Origin of the sequence: Methyloterricola oryzae (genome assembly GCF_000934725.1) — a bacterium.
Classification (GTDB): domain Bacteria; phylum Pseudomonadota; class Gammaproteobacteria; order Methylococcales; family Methylococcaceae; genus Methyloterricola; species Methyloterricola oryzae.
Genome location: NZ_JYNS01000025.1, coordinates 1 through 23,159 on the forward strand (window position 1 = coordinate 1; position 23,159 = coordinate 23,159).

The 23,159-nt window shown below is 60.1% G+C and carries 13 protein-coding genes and 1 pseudogene; 13 read left to right on the top strand and 1 reads right to left on the bottom strand.

The features are described from left to right. The 5 genes and pseudogenes from EK23_RS19620 to EK23_RS19645 all read left to right on the top strand — a co-directional run. On the top strand, positions 1 to 229 hold a 229-nt coding region (locus EK23_RS19620; RefSeq protein WP_045227038.1), incomplete at its 5' end, for an integrase core domain-containing protein. Between the two features lie 301 nt (positions 230 to 530). Further along, positions 531 to 1,055: pseudogene (locus EK23_RS24625) on the top strand (cation transporting ATPase C-terminal domain-containing protein). A 335-nt stretch (positions 1,056 to 1,390) separates the two neighbouring features. Further along, complete coding sequence (locus EK23_RS19635) at positions 1,391 to 2,848, top strand: TolC family protein (RefSeq protein ID WP_235282219.1); 1,458 nt, start codon at positions 1,391 to 1,393, stop codon at positions 2,846 to 2,848. Then, a complete protein-coding gene (locus EK23_RS19640; RefSeq protein ID WP_045227111.1) occupies positions 2,845 to 4,011 on the top strand; it encodes an efflux RND transporter periplasmic adaptor subunit in 1,167 nt (388 codons plus the stop codon). Before EK23_RS19635 ends, EK23_RS19640 begins: the two co-directional genes overlap by 4 nt. After that, positions 4,008 to 7,127: an efflux RND transporter permease subunit gene (locus tag EK23_RS19645; protein WP_045227112.1), complete on the top strand. Its 3,120-nt coding sequence runs from the start codon at positions 4,008 to 4,010 to the stop codon at positions 7,125 to 7,127. The genes EK23_RS19640 and EK23_RS19645 overlap by 4 nt, the downstream gene beginning before the upstream one ends. Positions 7,128 to 8,143: 1,016 nt before the next feature. Here the strand turns inward: EK23_RS19645 and EK23_RS22145 are convergent. Beyond that, positions 8,144 to 8,557, bottom strand: a complete 414-nt coding sequence (locus tag EK23_RS22145; protein WP_145998749.1) for a hypothetical protein — start codon at positions 8,555 to 8,557, stop codon at positions 8,144 to 8,146. 227 nt (positions 8,558 to 8,784) lie between these two features. Between EK23_RS22145 and EK23_RS19655 the strand changes: the two genes are divergently transcribed. The 8 genes from EK23_RS19655 (at position 8,785) to EK23_RS19690 (ending at position 23,075) form a co-directional block, all read left to right on the top strand. Beyond that, entirely contained in the window at positions 8,785 to 11,319 is a 2,535-nt protein-coding gene (locus tag EK23_RS19655; protein ID WP_045227113.1) for a DUF3604 domain-containing protein, read from the top strand. 51 nt (positions 11,320 to 11,370) lie between these two features. Then, positions 11,371 to 12,366 carry a peptidylprolyl isomerase gene (locus EK23_RS19660; RefSeq protein ID WP_045227114.1) on the top strand — a complete coding sequence of 332 codons (996 nt, stop codon included), beginning with the start codon at positions 11,371 to 11,373 and terminating at the stop codon, positions 12,364 to 12,366. Beyond that, positions 12,366 to 13,367: a HupE/UreJ family protein gene (locus tag EK23_RS19665; protein WP_052808377.1), complete on the top strand. Its 1,002-nt coding sequence runs from the start codon at positions 12,366 to 12,368 to the stop codon at positions 13,365 to 13,367. Before EK23_RS19660 ends, EK23_RS19665 begins: the two co-directional genes overlap by 1 nt. A gap of 858 nt (positions 13,368 to 14,225) precedes the next feature. Next, positions 14,226 to 14,840, top strand: coding sequence for a recombinase family protein (locus tag EK23_RS19670; RefSeq protein ID WP_045227115.1), 615 nt, complete (start codon positions 14,226 to 14,228; stop codon positions 14,838 to 14,840). 158 nt (positions 14,841 to 14,998) lie between these two features. Next, on the top strand, positions 14,999 to 17,980 hold the full coding sequence (locus EK23_RS19675) for a hybrid sensor histidine kinase/response regulator (RefSeq protein WP_082054358.1): 2,982 nt from the start codon (positions 14,999 to 15,001) through the stop codon (positions 17,978 to 17,980). A 649-nt stretch (positions 17,981 to 18,629) separates the two neighbouring features. Then, on the top strand, positions 18,630 to 19,667 hold the full coding sequence (locus EK23_RS19680) for a hypothetical protein (RefSeq protein WP_045227117.1): 1,038 nt from the start codon (positions 18,630 to 18,632) through the stop codon (positions 19,665 to 19,667). Between the two features lie 93 nt (positions 19,668 to 19,760). Further along, on the top strand, positions 19,761 to 21,254 hold the full coding sequence (locus EK23_RS19685) for a hypothetical protein (protein ID WP_045227118.1): 1,494 nt from the start codon (positions 19,761 to 19,763) through the stop codon (positions 21,252 to 21,254). Between the two features lie 186 nt (positions 21,255 to 21,440). Continuing rightward, the gene (locus EK23_RS19690) at positions 21,441 to 23,075 is read left to right on the top strand and encodes a ShlB/FhaC/HecB family hemolysin secretion/activation protein (protein WP_082054359.1); all 1,635 of its coding nucleotides are present in this window, start codon (positions 21,441 to 21,443) and stop codon (positions 23,073 to 23,075) included. Positions 23,076 to 23,159 lie beyond the last annotated feature (84 nt).

The following is a 23,159-nucleotide window of genomic DNA, read 5'->3' on the forward strand; positions in this document are numbered from 1 at the left end:
CGAACGCTTCCATAAAACCCTGTTGCAGGAGTTTTATCAGGTCGCTTTCCGCAAGAAGCTTTATCTCTCCGTGGACGAACTGCAGGCCGACCTGGATGCCTGGATCGAGCACTATAACCAGGAGCGAACCCATCAGGGTAAGATGTGTTGCGGTCGCACTCCCCTACAAACGCTTCACGCTGGAAAGGAGGTGTGGAACCAGAAAGTCGGTCAGTTGAATCTGATCTGACAACCCAGCGCACCCAAAACGGGTAACTGTCAGATCAGGTCGCGACTTCTACATATCAACGACGCCCCCGCTCTGCGGACCGCCGACACCGGAATTTCGGTTGATTCTGCCGTCGACATCGCCAAGGAGGCGGCCGACATCATCCTGCTGGAAAAAGTGCCTGGTGGTCCTGGAGGAAGGCGTCATCGAAGGCCGCCGAACCTTCGTCAACATGCTCAAGTACATCAAAATGACCGCCAGCTGCAACTTCGGCAACGTCTTCTCCGTCCTGGTCGCCAGTGCCTTTCTGCCGTTCCTGCCGATGCTGCCCCTGCATCTTCTGGTGCAGAACCTGTTTTACGACATCTCCCAGGTGGGCATTCCCTTCGACAACGTGGACAAGGATATGCTGGCCCAACCGCAGCGCTGGAAGCCCGAATTTCTCAGCCGATTCATGATCTTCTTCGGCCCCATCAGCTCGGTGTTCGACATCACCACCTATTGCCTGCTGTGGTTCGTGTTCGGCTTCGCGAACCTGGATTAGCAGACGGCGTTTCAATCGGGCTGGTTCATCGAGGGGCTGCTATCGCAGACCCTCATCGCGCATATGATCCGCACCCGCACGCTTCCCTTCGTGCAGAGCTTCCCCAGCTGGCCCCTGATCGCCATGACCTTCGTGGTCATGAGCCTGGGCGTGCTGCTACCCATGTCGCCGCTGGCCCATTACTGCAAGCTGCAGGCCTTGCCTCTGGACTATTTCCCCTGGCTGATAGCGATCCTGTTTGGCTATGCACTGCTGACCCAGGTGATGAAAGGCGTTTTTGCCCGACGCTATGGTTGGCAATAATGCCGCTTGCTGATGGGGAGACGACACACTCATGAACGTACAATCTCACATGACCTTGATCGTCTTGCTGCTGTGGTGCGCGACCATACGGGCCGCGCCATCGCAGCTGGTCCCCCGCAATTGGGCATGCCCGCGGGGGTGGGTGATGTCTGGCGGTCAGTGTGTAACCAATCCATGCGCCGGGCAGGTCGTACCCCAGCGCGGCGCGTGCCCTTCGGGTATGAAGCCGTCGGGGCGTATTATCTACCCCCGCCCCGCAGAGGACTGGTGATCCCCGACATAGGCACGCACCCCCCGAGAGAATCCAGCCCGGATCGGAAAGGCATGAACAGAAAATGAGCCGCAGAATCACCAACCCAGGCCTTCAAGGGAAAGCTCCCGCAAATCGTCCCCGCACGCCGGGCATCCGTTTTCGGCTGCTGACGGGTGGCCTATGGCTGCTGACCGGCTGCACGGCGAACGACTATGGGGCCGCTCCCTTGCCCGTCTTCATGCAGGACGCGCCCCCGGCAGCCATTGCTTCGATTCCGGGCGAACCGGCAGCGATGCCTTCCGTCAAGGGGGAATCCAGCCAGACGCGGGAATTCACCCTCGATGCGGCAGTCCGGCGTGCGCTCGATGCCGATCCGCAGATTCGCGCAGGTTTGGAAAACGTTCGGCAAGCAGAGGCAGATCTCATTACTGCCGGTTTGCTTCCTAACCCGGCTTTCTTCACCAGCCAAACCCTGATGCCCCTGGGCCGTTCCTTTACAGTCACCCGCCAAGGCGGGCCGCCGCAGTTCGATGCGGGACTGGCGTTTCCGGTGGACTGGTTCCTGTTCGGCAAGCGCGCTGCGGCGGTCCTGGCCGCTGAAAGAGGCGTGGATGTGGCTTCGGCCGGCTTTGCCGATCTACTACGTCATCGTGTCTCGGGTACCATCTCCGCCTTTTATGATGTCCTGGAAGCGCAGTCCTCATTAGAACTGGCGCAGGAGGACCTGAATAATCTGTCTGAGTTGGAGAAGATCACCGCCAACCGGGTGGAATTGGGCGGCGTCGGCACCGTGGAACTGGATCGCGTGCGCCTGTCCATTTTTAGCAGCCGGCGCGAGGTACGGGCGCGGGAGGTCGCCCTGGAAGGCTCGTTCAGCCGTCTGCGGGCCTTTTTGGGATACAGCGATTCGATTCCCCTGAGAATCCATGGCAGCCTGGACATCGCCTCGCCAGTGTCGCCGCCGAATCCCGAAACGGCATTCACCGTCGCCGAGGAGAACCGCCCGGATCTGATCGCTCTGAAGCGCCAGGTGGAGCAAGCGGCGGCCAGCATTCAAGCGGAGGAAAGAAAGGCCTATCCGGAGGTCACACCGCGCATCGGCTACACCCGCCAATTTCAGGAAAAAGCCATTGGCTATCCGGACGCTGATTCCTGGGGCATCGGTATCGACATGACGGTTCCCCTGTTCGACCGCAATCAGGGCAACATCGCCAGGGCGAAGTCGGTCAAGACCCAGTCCGAACTCAATCTCAACGCCCAATTGGTGGCATTGCGCGCCGATATCGACCAGGCGGTCAAGGCTTTCGAAAGTGCTTACCAAGTGCTGACCACCGACGACCCGGGCCAATTGGAAGCGGCGCGCAACGTGCGCGACAAGATCCGGGCGGCCTACGAACTGGGCGGCAAGACCCTCATGGAAGTGCTCGATGCCCAGCGCGCCTATCGGGAAACCTACCGGCTGCACATCGCCGGTCGCTCCAGCTATTGGCACTCGCTCCACTCACTCAACGCGGCTCTTGGCAAGCAGGTATTGCGATGAACACCCGATCTTCAAGAATAACCATCGGGCTGAAGGTACTCGCCGGACTCGTGGTGATCGGCCTGGTCATACTGGCCGCATTGCACGGGAAATGGGCGAGCACCACCCACCCAAGCCAGGGCACCCAGTCCGATGCGGTGAGTCTGGCAGGCCCGAGGCTCATCGCTGTTCAGCCCGGCAGTCTGTTGGAGAAGAAGCTTGACCTGACCGACGTCAAGAGAGAGCGAATCACCACGCCCTTGCTGACAGTGACCGGTTCGGTCACTGCCCGTCTCCGCGCCGGGCCGGGTCCGATCGAAGATCGCTGGCAATTCAGCAGCGTCGAACTGTCCGGCATCTATGCCGACTGGCAGAAGACCGGGACCGATATGGAATTTGCCAGCAAGCAGTTGGCCAAGACCCGCGAACTGACGGCGGCACAGCTCAATTCCCAGGGTAAAGTCGTCGAGCGGCTGCGCAAGCTGGTGGCAACCGGCACGGAAGCCGTGCGCGACTTGAGCGCGGCGGAAGCCAGCCTGCTGCAAACCCAACTGGAAGGGCAAAAGGCGGTATTCGAAGCGGAAAGCGCCCTGACCCAGGCCAATCACAGTCATGCGGACCTGGAAAGACGTCTGGTGCAGGCGGGTGTCGATCCGGCGCTGCTCGGCAACGTGACAGGCGGTGCTTCCCTGGTGATGGCCGATGTGCCCGAGGTTCGTATTGCGCTGGTGGCAGCCGGGCAGGGCTGCGAGGCGCGCTTCTACGGCTTGCCGGAACAGCGCTTTCGGGGTGTCGTGCGCAGTCTCGCCCCCGCCTTGTCGCCCGAGCGGCGCACGCTTCGCGTCTTCTTCGAACTGAACGATCAAGAAGGCCGCTTGAAGCCCGGCATGTACGCTGAAATCGGCCTGGGCACCGATCCCCGGCAGGCGGTGCTGGCGCCGGCGGACGGCATCCTGCATATCGGCGAGGGGGATTATGTGCTCGTCGAAGCCGGCAGCGGGCGCTGGCAAGTCACCCAGATCCAGGTGGGCGAGCGCGCCGGCGAGCGCGTGGAAGTCCTGAATGGCCTCGAAGGCGGCGAGCGACTCATCGGAAACGGCGCCATCCTGCTCAAACCGCTGGTGGTCCAGGCATTGCTTCAAACCCAAGCGCCCGTTTCGACGGAAGGACGGGCCAAGCCATGATCCCGGCAGCGATCCGAATTGCTCTGCAGTACCGCTGGATGGTGTTGATCGGGGGAATAGCCATCACGGTCCTAGGGCTGTGGTCCTTCACTCGGATGAAAATCGACGCCTATCCGGACATCTCCGCCCAGATGGTGCAGGTCATCACCACCTATCCCGGACGAGCCCCGGAGGAAGTCGAGCGGCAGGTGACGATTCCGGTCGAGATCGCCATGCGCAACGTGCCGAAGGTGGAGACCATTCGCTCTCGGACCATCTTCGGCCTGTCCGTGGTCCAGCTCATCTTCGAGGAAGGTACAGAAAACTACTGGGCGCGCCAGCGGGTCCAGGAAAAACTCGGCGGCCTCGAATTGCCGGAGGGCGCCTCCGCCGAATTGGGGCCGTTGGCGACCGCCTACGGCGAGATGCTGCGCTATGAGCTGGTTTCCGATGGCCGGTATGACCTCATGGAACTGCGCACCCTCAATGATTGGGTCGTCTCGCCGCGTTTGCTGCACGCCTCCGGTGTCGCGGAGGTCCTCAATTTCGGGGGGTACGCGAAACAGCATGGCGTCATGCTAGACCCGGCGCAATTACAGCGCTTCGGGTTATCGGTCAACGATGTGGTGGACGCCATTCAGACCAACAACGCCAGCGCCGGTGGCAGCGTATTGTCCAGGGGCAGCATGTCCTTCGTGATCCGGGGAAGGGGCGCCCTGAAGAATGAGGAGGACATCGGCTCGATTTTCATCAAGTCCATTGGCGGCACGCCCATCTTCGTGCGGGACGTGGCCGAGGTGCGCCTGGACGCCAAGGTGCCCGCCGGCATTTTCAGCAAGAACCTGACCGACGAGGCCGTGGAAGGCATCGTGCTGTTGCGTAAGGGCGAGAATCCATCGGAGGTACTGGCGAGGGTGCAGGCAGGCGTGGATGAACTGAACTCGGAAGGTCTTCCGGAAGGCGTGCGCGTGGTGCCGTATTACGACCGCAGCAATCTGATCGAGAGCACGCTGCATACCGTGGCTCACAGCGTCAGCTTAGGTATAGGCCTGGTCGTCGTCGTGCTGTTGGCCTTTCTGGGCCGTCCTTCGTTGGCGGCGCTGGTGGCCCTGACCATTCCGTTTTCGCTGCTGTTCGCCCTGGTGTTGATGTACGGGGCTGGCATCCCCATCGGTCTGCTGTCGATCGGCGCCATCGACTTCGGGATTATCGTCGACGGCGCGGTGATCATGGCGGAAAGCATCGCGCGCCGGCTGGATCAGCGTGAGCATGCGCCGGAAAACGATCGGGCCAGTGTCACGCAGACAGTATTGGCCGCCGCACTGGAGGTGGAGCGACCGGTCTTCTTCTCCATTCTGATGATTGTCGGCGCCTTCCTGCCATTGCTGACGCTCACCCGCATCGAGGGTCTGCTATTTCGCCCCATGGCCCTGACCATTGTGTTCGCCCTGATCGGCGCGGCGCTGTTCGCCCTACTGGTGGTTCCGGTGCTGGCCACCCTGCTGTTCCGAGCCGGCTACCGGGAGTGGGAAAATCCCGTGCTCGTTTGGCTTTCGAAACGGTATGCCGAGCTGCTGTCATGGCTCATGCGCCATCGCTGGCAGACGGTGCTGGCAGCAACCGCTCTGTTGGCTGCGGTGTTCACCCTAATCGTGCCGCGCATGGGGACCGAGTTCCTGCCCTACATGGACGAAGGCGTGATCTGGGTGCGGGCTAATTTCCCGGAGGGCACCTCCCTGCAGCAGACCTCCCACTTCGGCCGGCGGCTTCGCGAAGTCGCCCTCGAATTCCCCGATATCGATTTTATCGCGGTGCAGACCGGCCGCAACGACAGCGGCACCGACCCCTATCCCCCAAGCCGCATCGAGATGATGGTGGGACCAAAACCTCGCGACAAATGGGTGCAGTTCCATCGCAAACAGGAATTGGTGGCGGCGTTGGGCTCGCGGTTCCGGGAAGAGTTTCCGACCACCCGTTTCAACTTCACCCAGCCCATCATCGACAGCGTGACCGAGGACACCAACGGCACATCGGCGAACATGGCCATCGAATTCTCCGGAGCCGATTCCGAAGTGCTGCTGCGACTCGCCCGGCAGGCGGAAATGCTATTGAAAAAGGTGCCCGGCGCGATGGACGTCAATATTGAGCAGGAAGGGCCGCAGCCACAGCTGATCATCCTGCCCGATCGCTCCCTGTGTGCCCGCTACAACGTCCGCATCGAGGACGTGACCCGCCTCATCGACACGGCCATCGGCGGGGCGCCCATCGGGACGTTGTTCGAGGGGGAACGCCGCTTCGACATCGTCACCCGTTTCGCCCCGGAGCATCTGGGCTCGCCCCAGGCGCTGGGCCGGTTGCCGGTCTATAACGTGGACGGCGTACCGATCCCCCTGGCGCAGGTTGCCCGCATCGACATCGTAGACGGCCAGACCATGATCGCCCGCGGCGACGGCCGCCGCCGCCTGACGGTGCGCAGCGACATCGTAGGACGCGATCAGGGCAGCTTCGTGGCAGATGCCCAGAGCTTGTTCGAGCAGGAGATCCAGGTTCCGTCCGGCTACCGTGCCAACTGGCTCGGCATGTTCGAGAACCTGAAGCGGGCAGGCGAGCACTTCGAGTTGTTGGTCCCGGCTACCATCGCAGTCATCTACGTTCTGCTGCTGGCCATGTTTGCGTCGCAGCGGGCGGCCCTGATCTTGCTGCTGGCGATCCCCTTCGCCTTCGTGGGCGGCGCCATCGCCCTGTACCTGCGCAACATGAACATCAACGTCTCCTCGGGAGTGGGCTTCGCGGCAGTGTTCGGTGTGTCGATCATGAACGGGGTGCTTATCGTCCGGACTATCACCGATCTGCGGGTTCAGGGAAAACCCCTGGAAGAAGCGATTCGGCTTGGAGCCGTTCGCTGTCTTCGACCCATCCTCATCGCCTCCCTGGTGGCGATTCTCGGCCTGGTGCCGGCCTCCCTGGCAACTGGGCTCGGATCCGACGTTCAGCGTCCGCTGGCTACAGTCATCGTCTGGGGACTGTTCAGCGCCACGGTGATGACCTTGCTGCTAGTGCCGGTGCTGTACCGATTGTTCGTTCCGCGCCTGCCAACAACGACCACGGGAGACGAGCAGTTTGCTTTGACGGAGTAAGCTGTTCGTACGGACTTCGATTTTTCGAAATCGGTCGTTCTGAAATGGCCGCTATCGCGTATTGCATATTAGTTGAGGCCGAGTTGTTTCCCTTTGATCCAGAGTTGCGGGCGGCGGTTCAGCCGCTTATTGCTGACATTCGCCCACCAAACAGGCATCGGGCAGATTTGGGCACGTCGCGCTCAACCAAAGAAAGCAAAAGCTGACGTTAGAGAATGTCCGGTGTCAGGGTGGGTGGGTTGACCGCAATGGCCGAGAAGTGCTCGGGCCACTCGAACTATCGAACGACTTTAACCGAATGCATTCCGGCTATTTGACACTGGAACGACCGAAACAGGACCTGTTGCTGCTGTCCCTGAATTCCGCGATCACCAAAAGCTCGGCCAAAGTGTCCATTCGCTTGGCACGAAACCGGCCGTTCACCAATGGCAGTTTTCTTCGAATTCTACAGCCGTAGATCTGTTAAGAGATGACGCTCGGCATATACTCGCTTTAAGGATAACTACCGAAGTAACCGGCGCCGGGCACAGGACTGTCTGCCAAAGGTGAGCACTGTCCCCGGCGTCCGGTTGAGTGACTTGTTATTTGTCGCTACTTGCAAACGCTTGGGCAGTTTTTGCCTGTACCTCCTACGCCTGAGTAGCACGGACCACCCACACCGGCATAGCAGGGACCGCCAACCCCATCGTACCTAGGTCCCCCGACTCCGTTGTACCTTCAATTTGGAACAATTACGTTTGGAAAGTCTTGCGGAATCTCGTTCGAGCCTCTGCCGGCTGCGGCCTGCAACCGGTGTCTCGGACTTTTTTAGTACCGTTATGTGGCGCTGATCGGTTAGTAAAAGTGTAGGCCGATTGTCACCGACAACCCGTAAGCACCACCCTCGGCCAAGGCAGCTTGGAACCGAGCACTTGCAGGCGCGCCGCTTCGACGCGCGATTTAATCAACGTGGCGGAAAAGACCTCTGCATCGGCCAAACGTCCTCGCGGCCAGTCGGTATGACGCAGCTAAGCGCATCATCGGTATTTTACAAGGACGCCCGTCAGTTCCTTCATTTCCTCGTACTCTGTGCTGGATGAGCCGAAATCGTTGAAATGCTTGCCTTTGTTCTTGCCGGAGTCCTGCCAGACGGTGTTGCTGCCGCTTGTAAACTTGCGCATGCCTTCCACGATGACCCCGTCGGCGCCGCGCTTTTGGGCCTCCTCGACCATCTTCCGTTGGATTTCCGAGGTGGAGACAATGTCGTCTGCATCCAGGGTGATGCGCCCCATGACTTTGTAGGCCCGCCCCACATCGGCCTTGTCGAAGTAGAGATCCACGTGGCTGCTGGGTGCGTAGGTCTCGCCGATGTAGTCGGCAGTGACGCATGCGCCAAGGATGCTGAGAAGGCTTGCAACGAGGGAGAAACGAAGCAGGAAAGGCATGTTCATGGTGGCTGGCGGAGTTCTGGATTCTATTTGGCTGACTGCGCGAAGAGAAGGATACACGGATGAATTACCAGGGCCAAACCACTTGGATGAACCAAGGCGCTGAGTCGCCTCGTCCCTCGTGCTTGCATTTCCACGATGTGTTGATTTAGAGTCTCATCCGTTCCAATGGCTGTGCTTTGACCTGCGCTCAGGCGCTAAGCTCATCAAATCCTGAAAAGGAGTCGGGTATGGGAACATCAATCGTAAAGGCCTACTTCCTTGGAGCGCTGGTTCTGGCGCAACTGCTTATCGGGATGGTGCTGGCGGCCGATGGCACCCCGTTCGTTAGGACGGAAGAGCGCGAACCCTGCGCCAATTATTCCGCCACCAAGCAGCCCTTCTTCGGCGAAACTCATCTGCACACCGCATATTCCTTTGATGCGGTAGCCATAGACACCCGCAACACCCCTGAGCAGGCCTATACCTATGCAAAGGGCGGCCGCGTCGGCCTACCGCCGTGGGCCGACACACGCACCCAGGTGGATGTCCCGTCTGGTCAAGTGTCGCTGGTCACCGAGCATCCTTACTGCATGCCAGGGGAGCATTGCCAGTTCATGGCGACGCGCACCATCCAGTTCCCGGAAGGGCGCGCGCTGGACTTTGCCGCGATCACCGATCATTCGGAACAGTTCGGCGAGGCCAATATCTGCACGTTCGAAGCCACCCAGTCGTGTGCCAGCGATAGCGATTGTGACGCTGTAAACGGACAGATTTGCTTCATCCCTGCAGGGGACACGAGTGGGTTGTGCAAGCCCAAAGGATATGATGACGCGATCTGTCTTACAGCCCGCGACGAACTCTCGCGTTTAAGGCAGGGCGCGGCGCCCGGCATCATTGCAGGCTTCGAAAACGTCGCCGAGAATCCTAGTCGCCCCAGTGTCTTATGCGGTTCCGACGGTTCCCAGTGCACCCAGCAGGCGAAGCTCGTATGGGACAAGATCCAGGCACAGGCCAATAGCGCCTACGACCGAAGTTCCGCCTGCAGTTTCACTTCGCTGATTGCCTACGAATACACCGCCATGGCCGGCAACGGGCGCTGCGCGGATGCCGACGCGCTGCCTTGTTGGGATCAACGTCAGGACAATCAAGTGCCGGACCAGCCCGACAGCAACACGCCTTCGAAGGATTGTCCTAGCGGCGCTGCCTGCATCATGAATTTCACCGGTAATTCGGGCGCCGACAATCTGCACCGTAACGTGATTTTTCGTAATGATCAGGTCATAGACCAGCCCATCAGTAATGTCGAAAGTCCGTTAGGCTGCGGTTCGGGTGGGGAATGCGATTTGAAACCGCATTTGCCTGTAGCATCGCCCGTGCGGATGCTCCAGGCGCTGCAGGCAGCATGCAAGGAGAACCCGGCCAAGCCCAATTGCGATGTGCTGACCATCCCCCACAACCCGAACATGAGCCGCGGCAGTATGTTCATCCCGCCCGACGACACTCCGGACGGACTCCTGGAAGCAGCACTGCGCCAGGCCTACGAGCCGCTGGTGGAACTGACCCAGATCAAGGGTCAATCGGAGTGCCGCTACAACGCCAAGACGGGCATGGCATGGACCAATCCGCCCGATGAACTGTGCAGCTTCGAAAATGAAGGCTGGGCCCGGCTTGGCGGGTCCGCGGAGGGCTACCTGACCGACGATCTGCAAACCACGGAAACCATCCCGCCGCGCAGCTACGTGCGCAACACGCTCGAAAATGGCATCGCCTACGCGGCTAAGAATGGCATCAATCCCTTCCAACTCGGTTTTGTCGGGGCCCTGGACAACCACAATGGCACGCCGGGGCAGTCCGATGCCGGGCAGTATGCGAAGAGCGGCGCCCACGGCATCCAGAGTTTTGCCACCTCCTCGGAAGCGCTGAACGAGCGGTTCTTTCTCGGCATCGAGACCAATGCCGGCGGCCTGACGGTGGCCTGGGCGGAGGAGAACTCCCGCGATGCGATCTTCACCGCGCTGAAGAACCGGGAGACCTACGCCACCAGCGGCACGCGACCGATCGTGCGTGTGTTCGGCGGATTCGGGCTGCCCAAGAACCTGTGCAAGTCCAGCGATTTTGCCGAGAGCGGTTATGCCAATGGCGTGCCCATGGGGGGGACTTTGACCGGACCGGGCAATGGCCAGCCGCCGCGTTTCGCCATCAGCGCCCTGATGGACCCCGGCTGGCCGGGGCATCCCGGCACGCCGTTGGAGCGGGCGCAGATCATCAAAGGCTGGGTGGATGGAAGCGGGCAGACCCACGAGCAGGTGTTCGATGTGGCCGGCAAAGCCAGCAGCAAGGCTCCGGAAAATCAGGTCAACCTGCGAACCTGCAAGCCCATCGTGAAAGGCAACCAGGAACTCTGCACGGTCTGGACCGATCCGTCGTTCGACCCGCAGCAGCATGCCTTTTACTACGCGCGCGTGCTGGAGACGTCCAGTTGCCGGTGGACTCAGCAATACTGCAATGCGCGAGGCGTCAATTGCAACAAGCCGATGGGCACCTGCCGCAGCGAGAAGCGCAAGTTCAACGGCCGTGGCTGCAACAGCAACGATCAGTGCGGGGGCGGTGTCTGCACGCTTCCTCCCAGCTACGAGGAATACGAATACACCCAGTGCTGCAGTGGCGTCGTGCCCAAGACCGTGCAACAGCGGGCTTGGACTTCGCCCATCTGGTACCGGCCCGCCTCAGCCTCACTTTCCGGGCCGGTGGCGCCCACTGCTCCATCACTGGCGGGCCGCTGATGTCCAACAGTCCGCCGGCTGACCTTCGTGCGCGGTGTGCTTGAACATCTGATGATCCCCCCCTGGCTGCGCCACCCGCTGCTGCACTTCCTGCTGATCGGAGCGGCTCTTCTCGCCATCCGATCACTGTGGACGTTTCCCGCGCAGGAGCCGGCTGCGCCGGTGCGCGAACCCGTCGCGGTCACGGCATCGCGGATGGCCGCCATGCAGGCTGATTTCTCGCGCCGCTGGGGGAGGCCGCCCAGTGCCCAGGAACTCTCGGCCTTGATTTCCCAGAGCGTGGACGAGGAGATTCTCTACCGGGAAGCAAAATTGCTCGCCCTGGACTACGGCGATCCCAGCGTGCGACGCCGGCTCATCGAGAAGATGCGCCTGGTGGGCCAACGTCCTGCCAGCAAGCCGGACGAACTGGAGCGGGAAGCGCGGCAGTTGGGGCTCGATGACGATGCCGTGATTCGCCGGCTTCTAATCGAAAAAATGCGCATTGTTCTGGCCCAGGCCCCTGGGACGCCGCCTATCTCGGAAGCGGAACTGCAACAGTATCTGGACCGGCACCGCGAGCGCTTCGAACTGCCGGAGGAACTCAGCTTCCATCACGTGTTTCTCAGCGAGAATCAACGCGGAACCCGGATGCGACAGGATGCGAAAGCGCTGCGCAATCGTATCGCGAAACTTTTGCCCGCGGCGGCCAGCGGGTTGTCGGATCCCTTCCTGCTCGGTTTGAATCTGCGCGCCTGGTCCAAAAGCCGCCTCATAGCCCGCTTCGGCAAGCCCTTTGCCGAACAGGTGTTCACGTTGCCGCCGCAGCAGTGGTCGCAAGCCATCGAATCGCCCTATGGACTGCACCTGGTCTGGGTGGAAGCGCGCACGGCGCCGCGCTTGCCAGCACTGGCGTCGGTCCGGCCGCAAGTGATCGAGGGCGTGCGCCAGGAGCGGGCAGAGTCGCAACTCGCCAAAGGCATGGAGCGCTTGCGAGGGTTGTACGAGATTCACGTCGACGGTGTTACAGCGCTTTCCAAGCCAGCCACACTGGCGGCGAGCCCTTGATGAAGGCGCTGGGGAAGCTTGTCCTGGCAGGGATTGTGTGGGCTCTGTCCGCATGGCCGACAGTTTCCGCACACCCGCTCGATCCCGCGCTGCTGGAAATCCGGGAATCGGCATCGGGACAACTGGACGTGTTGTGGCGGCTGCCGGCGGCACAAAGCAGCGATTCGCCATTGCAGCCGGTGCTGCCGGACCAGTGCAAGGCGGATTCGGACCCGCTAACAAGCCGGTCCGGCACGCAGATAAGCGCCCGCTGGCGTGCGTCCTGCTCCGCGCAGGCGCTCGTAGGCAGTTCGGTTGGGGTCGAGGGTCTGCGCGAGAGCCAGACCGACGCGCTGCTTCGCATCCACCTGGCGGATGGGCGGCTGATTCAGCAGGTTTTGAAAGGGGATGAGCCCAGGTTCCGGATTCCGGAGCGAACGACAAGCCTGGATGTGTTCCGCGATTACCTGGGCCTGGGATTCGAACATATCCTGAGTGGCCCGGACCACCTGCTCTTCGTCCTGGGCCTGGTCTTGCTCATAGCCGAATGGAGCCGCTTGCTGTGGACGATCACGGCTTTCACGGCAGGGCACAGCGTGACATTGTCGCTGGCAGTGCTTGGATTGGTGAGGGTACCGCCGCAACCGGTGGAAGCGCTGATTGCATTCACCATCGTCGCGGTTGCCGTAGAACTGACCCGGATCAGGCCGGATGCACAGACCTGGATGCAGCGGTTTCCCTGGGTCATGGCGTTCAGCTTCGGGCTGCTGCACGGCTTCGGTTTTGCCGGCGCGCTCGCCCAAGTAGGGCTTCCCGAACACGAGATACCGATGGCGCTATGCGCTTTCAACCTGGGTATCGAAGCCGGCCAAATCCTCTGGGTCGCGGCGATAGTCGCGGCTCGGCTCTCCGTGAATTCATTGACCTTGCGGCTGCCGCAAGCCTCAAGGCTGGCTTCAGCCTACTTCATTGGCTCACTGGGCGCTTACTGGCTGCTGCAACGCACGGCGTCGCTGCTTTAGTCCCGTATTATCCTATCCGGCATGGAGGCCGAAGCGCCAAATTAGGGTACGAAGGTTCAATTCCTTGACTGTCGTCTAAATCGAAACCGTGCCTTTGGCGCCACACGCGAAGGCCAGCCCTGCGAACAACCCGCACGACGGCGGCCAAACCGGCTCGGCATTCCTAATTAAGGGAAACACGACCGCGCCTCTGTGCTGCCACGATAGGGTTCGTATCCGGCACACCGCGCCGCTGATCTTCAGCCGATTCGCTAGTTGTAAACTCAACCAAGCCTCTGGAAGCTTCCCATCTGTGTCAACAGAACCCAGGGGACTGCCTGCTCTTGCCCTAAATTGTCATTTTCAGAAGACGACTGCACCATCTGACTGGGTTTAGCGCCTGTTGTGCAGGCGACTCCAGACACCGAAGTATCAGAAGTCGTCTTCACCAATCTCGTCTATGCATCGAATCTAAAGCCATGAACCCATCCGGAGAGCAGGCAGAGCTGTTCTCGCCACAGCCGCAAACCGAGTTCGCCAATTGCCTCTCAAAGGATGAGCGGAATCGGAAATCGATCCGCTCTTGGCAACCGATGCCTAAGGCGATCGATGAAGCCGTGGCTTGATCGGTAACGCCCCGAGTCAGCCGACTCACTATTGCGGCTGGCGACTCTTGGGTGGAGCAACCTTGCAACGCTTGAAAAGGTCTTGACGATCTGGGTCAGAAATTGGACTCCACTCAAATGATAGTCACATATCCAACTAAAATGAACGTTTGTAGAACATTCATTAAATTACCGGTTAAGTGACAGTTTTTGACGGCCGGCTCTTTGTCACGCAGACTGTCACATAAACGACCGTCTATGTGACAGGTGAAACATGCTGATTGGCTACATGCGTGTCTCGAAGTCCGATGGCTCCCAGGTGTTCGACTTGCAGCGTGATGCCTTGCAGGTGGCCGGTGTCGAACCGGCACATGTCTATCAAGATCAGGCCTCGGGTCGTCGTGACGACCGCCCCGGTTTGACGGCGGCGCTAAAAGCGCTTCGTGCAGACGATACGCTGGTGGTCTGGAAACTGGACCGGCTCGGCCGTGACCTGCGGCACCTGGTCAACATCGTGCATGACCTGGAAGCCCGATGCGTCGGACTCAAGGTATTGACTGGTCATGGTGCGGCGATCGATACCACAACGGCCGCAGGTAAACTGGTGTTCGGCATTTTTGCTGCCCTCGCTGAATTCGAGCGTGAATTGATTTCGGAGCGGACGCGCGCGGGTCTGGCCTCCGCCCGTGCACGGGGTCGCAAAGGGGGCGCGCCCTTCAAGATGACCGCAGCCAAGCTGAAATTGGCCATGGCCGCGATGGGGCAACCGGAAACGCAAGTCGGGAAGCTATGTCAGGAATTGGGGATTACCCGGCAGACCCTATACCGGCATGTATCACCCAAAGGAAAACTGAGGCAGTACGGAATGAAACTCCTATCTGGCGGATAGTTCTACCGCCCGATACGAAAATCAGTCGACGGAGGAGACTTGGTTACCTTTCCCCGTCAGTCGCTCGCGATAATGCCGAGAAAGTGATCAAGCATCACCATTTATAGCGGGACTATTGGGAAACGCGGACCATAATAACAATAAAAAAGGTTGGGGACATGAAATCGATTAACGCTTGCTGGTCAAGTCCGTTCGCCGCGAGGCTTGCAGCGGCCCTCGCCATCTTGCTCATTGCCCTTCTCCTGCGGTTAACAATCCTGCCCTACGACGCAGGTTACAGCTTCTTCTTCTTTTACCCGCCTATAGCCATTGCATTCCTTCTTTGCGGTTCCGGTCCGGGCGCAGTCGTCACGGCTTTAAGCGCAATCGCCAGCCTTTATTGCTTTGTTCCACCGTATTTTCAGTGGTTGCTTGATGCTGATGACGGAATTGCCTGTGCCATTTTTCTCGCTGCATCCGGAATGACCGGTTTATTTGTTGGTCAGTATCGGCATCTATTCGATGCACTGCAGACTGTTGAAAGACGCTATTCCAGGGTGCTGGAGGCTCAGAGCGAATTCATCGGCCGGTTCAAAGCGGACGGCACAATTGTCTACGTTAACGAAGCCTTCCGCCGTTTTTTTGGAACGACCGGGGAACCGCTGGTAGGACATAGTTGGCGGTCATTGGCATTTAAGGACGATTTGCCCTGGATCAATGAAATGCTGTCCAGGTTATCGCCTGAAAACCCCGACGTGACGATTGAAAATTGCGTGATCGCCGCGAATGGCGAGTTACGCTGGGGGCAATTTGCCAGTCACGCTACTTTTGATCAGGCCGGATCTCTCTCGGAAATCCAAATTGTTGGAAGAGATATTAGCGAGCGAAAGGAGGCTGAAATTGCGCTCCAGCAAAGCGAGCAAACGCTTCAAATGGCGCAGGCCGTGGGGCGGATCGGCAGTTTCGCGATGGGCCATGATACCGAAACGTTTACCTGCTCCAAAGAGACGGCACGGCTTTTCGATCTCGACGTCAATGGTGTGACGACATTTGCTGAATGGTTCGCGCGGGTTCATCCGGACGACCAGGGCGCGGTCGAGACAGCTTGGCGTGCCGCGCTGCAAGGTGCGCCATACGATATGACCTACCGGATTGTGGTGCGAGGCCAAATCGTTTGGATTCGGGCAATGGCAAAACTGACCTTCGATGACGCAGGGCAGTTGCTGAGTGCTATAGGGACCGTGCAGGACATTACGGACCGTGTCCAGGCTACTGAAAAGATCAGGGAGAGCGAGCAGCGGCTTAACGCCTTCTTGCAGCATAGTTCCACGGTTGCCTGGCTCAAGGATGAAATGGGACGGCACGTCTTTCTCAGTCCGAATTTTGCAAAGCGTTTTGGGATTCGCCAAGAAGACTGGATAGGCAAGACTGACTTTGATATCTGGCCGGTCGAGGTGGCTGAGCAATTCCGGAAAAATGATCAGGCCGTGCTTGAGTCTGGCGAGAGTCTCGAGATGGTAGAGAAAGCTTGCAGTTCCGACGGGACGATTTCCTGGTGGCGCAGCAGCAAGTTTTCGTTCTCCGATCCCTCCGGAAAGCGCTATGTCGGCGGATTGGGCATTGATATCACGGAAATTAAGGAAACAGAACGTCGCTTGATCGAAAGCGAGGTGCGCTTCCGCACCCTGTTCGAAAGTGCCCAGGATGGTATCCTTCTGGCGGAGAAGCAGAGCCGGCGCTTCGTCGCGGCCAATCCGGCCATGTGCGCGCTGCTGGGCTACAGCCAGGAGGAATTGCTGTCCCTCGGGGTCGCGGACATCCATCCGGCTGAGCAGTTGCCATACGTCATCCAGGAGTTCGATAGTTTCGCCCGCGGCAAGAGCCGCCAACTGGATGACATCCGAATCCTGCGCAAAGATGGCACCGAACGGCTGGTATCCATCGTCCCGGCGTTTATGGAGACCACCGGCCAGCCTTTGCTCGCCGGGCTGTTCCGGGACGTCACCGAGCGCCACCGCCAGGAAGCAGCGCTTCGCGACGCTGATCGGCGCAAGGACGAATTCCTTGCCACCTTGTCCCACGAACTGCGCAACCCCTTGGCCCCAATCAAAATCGGCGTAGGCGTGTTGCGGCTAGCAAAGGGCGATCCGAAAACAGTAGCGCGCATCCTGGACATCTTCGATACCAGCCTGTCGCACCTAATCCGATTGGTTGACGATTTGCTGGATATCAGCCGGATCACAACCGGCAAGATCCACTTGCAGGTAACAGCCGTCGACCTCGCGACCGTTATCCAGCGAGCCGTGGACTTAAGCCTCCCCTTTATCAAAGAGGCCGGTCTCACGCTGCAGATCAATCTCCCCGAAACGTCGATCAGGCTGAATGCCGATCTTACGCGGCTTGGACAGGCGTTCGCCAACTTGCTCAACAACGCTGCCAAGTTTACGCCCCGCGGCGGACAAATCACTGTCACCGCAGAACAGCGCAGCGACACCGTAGTGGTCAGGGTGCTGGACAACGGTATTGGTATCCCCGCTGCCATGCTGACCCACATCTTTGACAGGTTCACTCAGGTGGATGGCTCGTTGGAAAAAGAACATGGAGGCTTGGGTATCGGACTCAGTCTGGTCAAGGACCTGATCACACTCCACGACGGCACAGTTGAAGCACGCAGCGAGGGCGGCGGCAAAGGCAGTGAGTTTATCGTTTGCTTACCGTGTGAGCCGCCGCGTTCGGCGGTTCCAGAGCATCAGAACGACCAAGACCTCGAGTCCACACGGCCGGACCCGCGGCGGATACTGATCTGCGATGACAATGTCTTAGTAACGACAACCCTGACAATGCACTTCGCGACCCTCGGACATCAGATTGCGATCGCCTGTGATGGATTGGAGGCGGTCAAGCTCGCGGAATCTTTCCATCCCGAGCTAATCCTCATGGATATCGGGATGCCGAACCTGAATGGCTATGACGCCTGTCGGCAGATTCGTCAGCAGCCCTGGGGCCGAGACCTCTTTATCGCTGCTCTCACGGGCTGGGATAGCGATCCTGACAGACAAAAGGCCGATGAAGCCGGTTTTGACCGCTACCTAGTAAAGCCTGTGGATACGGTTGATCTGGATCGCCTGATCGAAGAGCTATCGCTAAAGCGTGCCGGATAGGTGATGCTCGCGCGGAGCGGAAACTGAATCAGTCCGGCAGCAATCGCCGAAGATCTGAGATCGCGGTACGTGAAGTCACCGAATGCCTCGGCTACCTCCTCAGCCAAACAACTTCATGAACATTGCTTGTCGCCGTGAACTAGTCTTCTGACATTCCGTGCAATCGCCTTCTGCGAACGACAGGCGGTTTGCCAGATCCATTGGCACCCTCAAGGCCCATCGGAAATCCCCGGTCCTTCCCGCTTCGGACGCCACGCTCTGCGCTACCCCGCAGGCCCAGACCCTGTCCGGCTCTTTCCGTCTCCTAAATCGATCAACCCCCTTGGGCGAAGACGTCGGCGACGGCTCTTCGACACGGTAACGGGTGCGAAGCAGCCTAGATCCCATATCCCCGACGTACGCAAAACTGTCATAAAGCCGTAACCGGTTCGTAACAGAGACTCCCTATAGTGCTCCTCACACGCAAGGCTGGGCCGGAACTGTCGGCCACCGCACGGCGCACAACGAGGCGGCGTACGGTGCCCCTGGGTGTCCCGAGTTCATTGCGGCTGTGCCGACTGCGCAAACACTGACCATGAATTGAAAGCTGTCCCAGGCCCTGGTTACGGGGCGGCAGAAAAGAATTCTCCACCATCAGGCTCACAACACCATGAAAAATCTTACTGCGATCATGCTGGGCGCGTCCCTGCTCGGGGCCAGCCCGGTCTATGCATTGATCAATGACGGCAAGTTCGAGGAACCGGGCGAACTGTTCATTTCGGTCTACGACTCCGCCGCCAACAAGTCGTATTACAAGGACCTGGGGCTCTCCATGGGTGACTTTGTAAGCAACCCGGCGAGCGTGCTGTTCGACCTGGGTTCCGACCCGAACTTTGCCGCATTCCAAGGCAAGGAAACCCTGGTCTACAACGTGGCGGCCCTGACCCCGCTTCTGCCCGACAGCAGCAACATCAGCACCTGGGGCTATCTGGCCACCTCCAGTCAGGGGGACTCGATCTTCAACGCAGGCTTCAACTTCGTGGACAACACGATGCAGAAGATCCAGTCCTATGTGGTCGCGCTGAATCCGTCGCCTTTCGACAATTCGGCGGGCCAGGCGGCTGAGAACCTGTCCGGTGTCTATCAGCCGGGCGACAACGGTTACCACGGCAACGGCGCCTGGAGTTCGAACATTGGTGGTTCAGTGCGCGGCAACACCCAGGGCAGCATCGGAGCCGACCTGGAGTTCTATTTCGTCAACAACGCCACGGGCGACGCTTCCGGCGCGAAAGTCCAGAAGCTGGGCGTATGGAACCTGGCCGCCAATGGCACCCTGACCTTTACCGGAAATGGCGGTGTCACGCCGACGCCCACGCCGAGTCCGACCGCCAGCCCCACGCCGACGCCCACGCCCACCGCCTTGGACCTCAACAGTCCGACGCAATGGCAAGTGAAGAAGGCTCAGGTCATTACCTGGACGCCCGATCTGAGCAAAGTGAAGAAGAACAAGGTCGTTACCTTCAAATTCTCCAAGAGCGGCGGCGCATTCAAGTCCATCGGCAAGGCCAAGTACGGCAAGGGCAGTTTCAAATGGAAGCCCAAGAAGAGCCACGTCACCGATAACGGCGCGATCCAGGGCTGCGTGAAACCCTCCAAGAAGGAGGCGGCCATCTGCTTCACCGTCAGCAATGTCAAGGTGAGCAATTAAACATCTCTTTCCGCTGCGCGCTCCGATACGGGGGCGCGGCGGCCAGGCTTTGCACAACATTAGCGACTCATCACGAAAGATCGGAGAAAGTTCATGAAACTGAATCACATCACCGCGGCCCTGGCTGCGGGTACTGTCCTGGCTTCCGGTGCCGCGCAGGCTCTGCCGCCCACCGATGTACCCGACATCGAGATCTTTGCCTCCGGCGCCACCGCCCAGGACAAGAACATCGGCCAGTTGTTCGGCGAACTGTGTGTCGCGGGCAGCTTGGACACCTACAAGGACACATCGAACCCGTCCAACCCCGGCTCGGCCCATACGGCCTACTTCTGCACGCTGGATTCCAGCAAGGTGACAGGGCTGTCCGCCAGCAATCCCAAGGTGTTGTTCCACAAGCGCGCGGCCGGCGGGTCCGCCCAGGGTGTCAACCCGGTCGTCGACGAGCAGGAAATCGATGCCATGGTCATCAACAACGGCAACTGCACCCAGACCAGCGCCAACAACTACGGCTGCAGCATCTCGGGGGCGGGAAGCCTGGTCAAGAAGGTGTCCGACATGGGTGTTTCCGATGTCAACCCTGAGATGTTCGTGGGGCAGAACACCCCGGCCGGTTCCGACGACGTCAGTGCGGCCAAGGTATCGGAGCGCCTGGAAGTGCGCAGCGGCGGCGCGCTGGTGTTCAATACCCCGGTGACCAAGGCCCTGCGTGACGCATTGCAGCGCGCCCAGATCGAAGCCGGTACCCTGACGGCCGGTTGCGCAGGCCAGGACACCGCGGCGTGCATGCCCAGCCTGAGCCGGCAAATGGTCGCCAGCCTGTTCACCGGGAACATTGGCAAGTGGAGCGAAATCAAGGTGATCACCAGCGGTGGTGCGTCCAAGCCGCTGACCGATTACGCCGTATCCGGCGATACCACGGACGACAAGGTCTACCTGTGCCGCCGGGTGAACGGTTCCGGCACTCAGGCCCAGTTCAACGCCAAGTTCCTGAACTACCCGTGCACCGATTCGGCGCTGACCCCGTCGTCTGCCAGCAATCCGTCCAGCGGTCCGGTGGTGGTTCTGAACTCGGGCTCCGGCGACATGGATAACTGCCTAAAGGACTTCAATGACGGGTCCAACGACTCGACCCAGAACGCCGGCGGCGTGAAAGCCTGGGCCATCGGTATCCAGAGCACCGAGCGCAACGCCGACGCCTCGCGCAATTACCGCTTCGTCAAGATCGACGGCCAGGCGCCCACCCTGGAGAACGCCTTTGCCGGCCGCTACTTCGACTTCGCCGAGGTCACCTATCAGTGGCGCAAGACGGGCTTCAACGGCCCGACCGGCGACACCCTCAAGATCATCGAAAAGATTGCGAGCGACGCGGGTAAGCCGAGCATCATCGCCGCCAACAACGCCTCCTTCGTGCATCCCTTCGGCAATGGCGGCTATCTGGCGGTGAGCGCCAATGGCTTCGACGTGCCCACTGACGGCAAGTTCGACGCCAACAACCCGGTCACGCCGTACTCGCACGCGCCGGGTGGATTGTCGCTGAACAACTGCCGCATCCCGGTAGTCGACGACAAGAAGGCCAACAGTCTGTAACTGAACCTGGCAGTCCCGGCGGCGCAACCGCCGGGGCGTTGCCCCGATTCGAGGAACTGCACGGAGTTGCAGTTTTTGCATTTTGTCGAATTCGCCTCTGCACGGCCTGCACATGCCAGGTGTCAAAACGCGCTCAGGGATGCTCGCCGGCTACGCCTGATCGCCCAGGGGCTCACGTAATCGCTCATGTTGAATGCGACAAGCGCCAAGCGCGCGCTGTATGTAGCTTTGTCCCTTTCTTTCGCCGACGGGTCGATCCGGGCAGAGGAGGTCGCCGCGGCTTCCCCCGAACAGCCCGCAGCCGCTCAGGAGAGTGCGCCGCGCTTCGATGTCATGGAATACCAGGTGGAGAACAACACCGTGCTCGATTCCGTGCGGATCGAGAAGACCGTGTATCCCTTCCTGGGGCCCGGCAAGGGCATCGACGATGTGGAGAAGGCACGTGCCGCGCTGGAAAACCTCTACCACGAGGCGGGTTACGCCTCCGCCCTGGTGGATATTCCGGAGCAGGACGTGGACGGCGGCGTCGTCATCCTGCGGGTCGTGGAAAGCAAGGTGGACCGTCTCAAGGTAAGTGGCTCGCGCTACTTCTCTCTCGGCCGCATCAAGGAAAAAGTGCCGGCCCTGGCCGAAGGCCAGGTCCTCAATGTCCCCAAGGCCCAAGATCAGTTGGCCAAGCTGTCGAAGGAAAGCGGCGACCGCAAGATCACCCCGGTGATGCGCGCCGGCAGCACGCCCGGCACGGTGGAGGTGGACCTGCAGGTGGAGGACCAGTTGCCCTTGCACGGCAGCCTTGAACTCAATGCCCGCAACAGCGTGAATACCTCGCGCCTTCGGCTGATCGCCCAGATGCGCTACGACAATCTGTGGCAGCGTCTGCACAGCGCATCCTTGCAGTATCAGGTCTCGCCGGAAAATGACAAGGATGTGGAGGTGTGGGCCGGCACCTATGTGATGCCGCTGGATTTCCTGGATGCCAAGCTGGCCTTTTACGGCGTCGGTCTGGACTCTTCCAGCGATGTCGCTGCGGCGGGCGCCCTGACGGTGATCGGTAACGGCAACATCTTCGGCGCGCGCATGATCAAACCGTTGCCCGTCTTCGAAGGCTATATGCACAGCCTGAGCCTGGGCTGGGACTACAAGGATTTCGGACAGTCGGTGGTGCTGCAGGGCGCCGACACGCAGAACACGCCCATCAGCTATTCGCCCTTCAGCCTGGGATACAGCGGGACCGCGCTGTATGGTGAGGGTTCCTACACCCAGTTCAACGCCGAAGTTAATTTCTCCATCCGCGGCCTGGGCAACAACCAGCAGGAATTCGAGGACAAGCGCTTCGGCGCCAAGTCCAACTATCTCTACTTTGGCGGGGACATCAAGCACCAGCAGAACCTGCCCTATGACCTGCGCCTGGTCGCCAAGTTGGCGGGGCAGGTGGCCGACTCCCCATTGATCAGCAACGAGCAGTTTTCCGCCGGCGGCATGCTCAGCGTGCGCGGTTATCACGAAGTGGAACTGCTGGGCGATGACGGCGTGAACGGCAATCTGGAGTTCTACAGTCCCAATATCGGCGAACTGGCCGGATGGGAATGGCTGGATGAACTGCGCTTCATGGCGTTCACCGACGGCGCGCAACTCTGGGTCGACGATGCACTGCCCGGCACCCCCAGCGAATACCACATCGCCAGCGCCGGCCTTGGGCTGCACACGCAGATCTGGCGTCATCTGCAGGGCGAATTCTACTGGGCCTATCCCTTCTCGCCCACGGACCAGGTTCGGGTAGGGGAGAACCGTCTGGATTTCCGCGTGGCGTACGAGTTCTGAGCATCCGCCATCAGAAGAAGCCGCCAGCCCCATCAAGCGCCTTAAAGCAGTTGCGCCACAGCCTGTTCGACCGACCCGATAAAA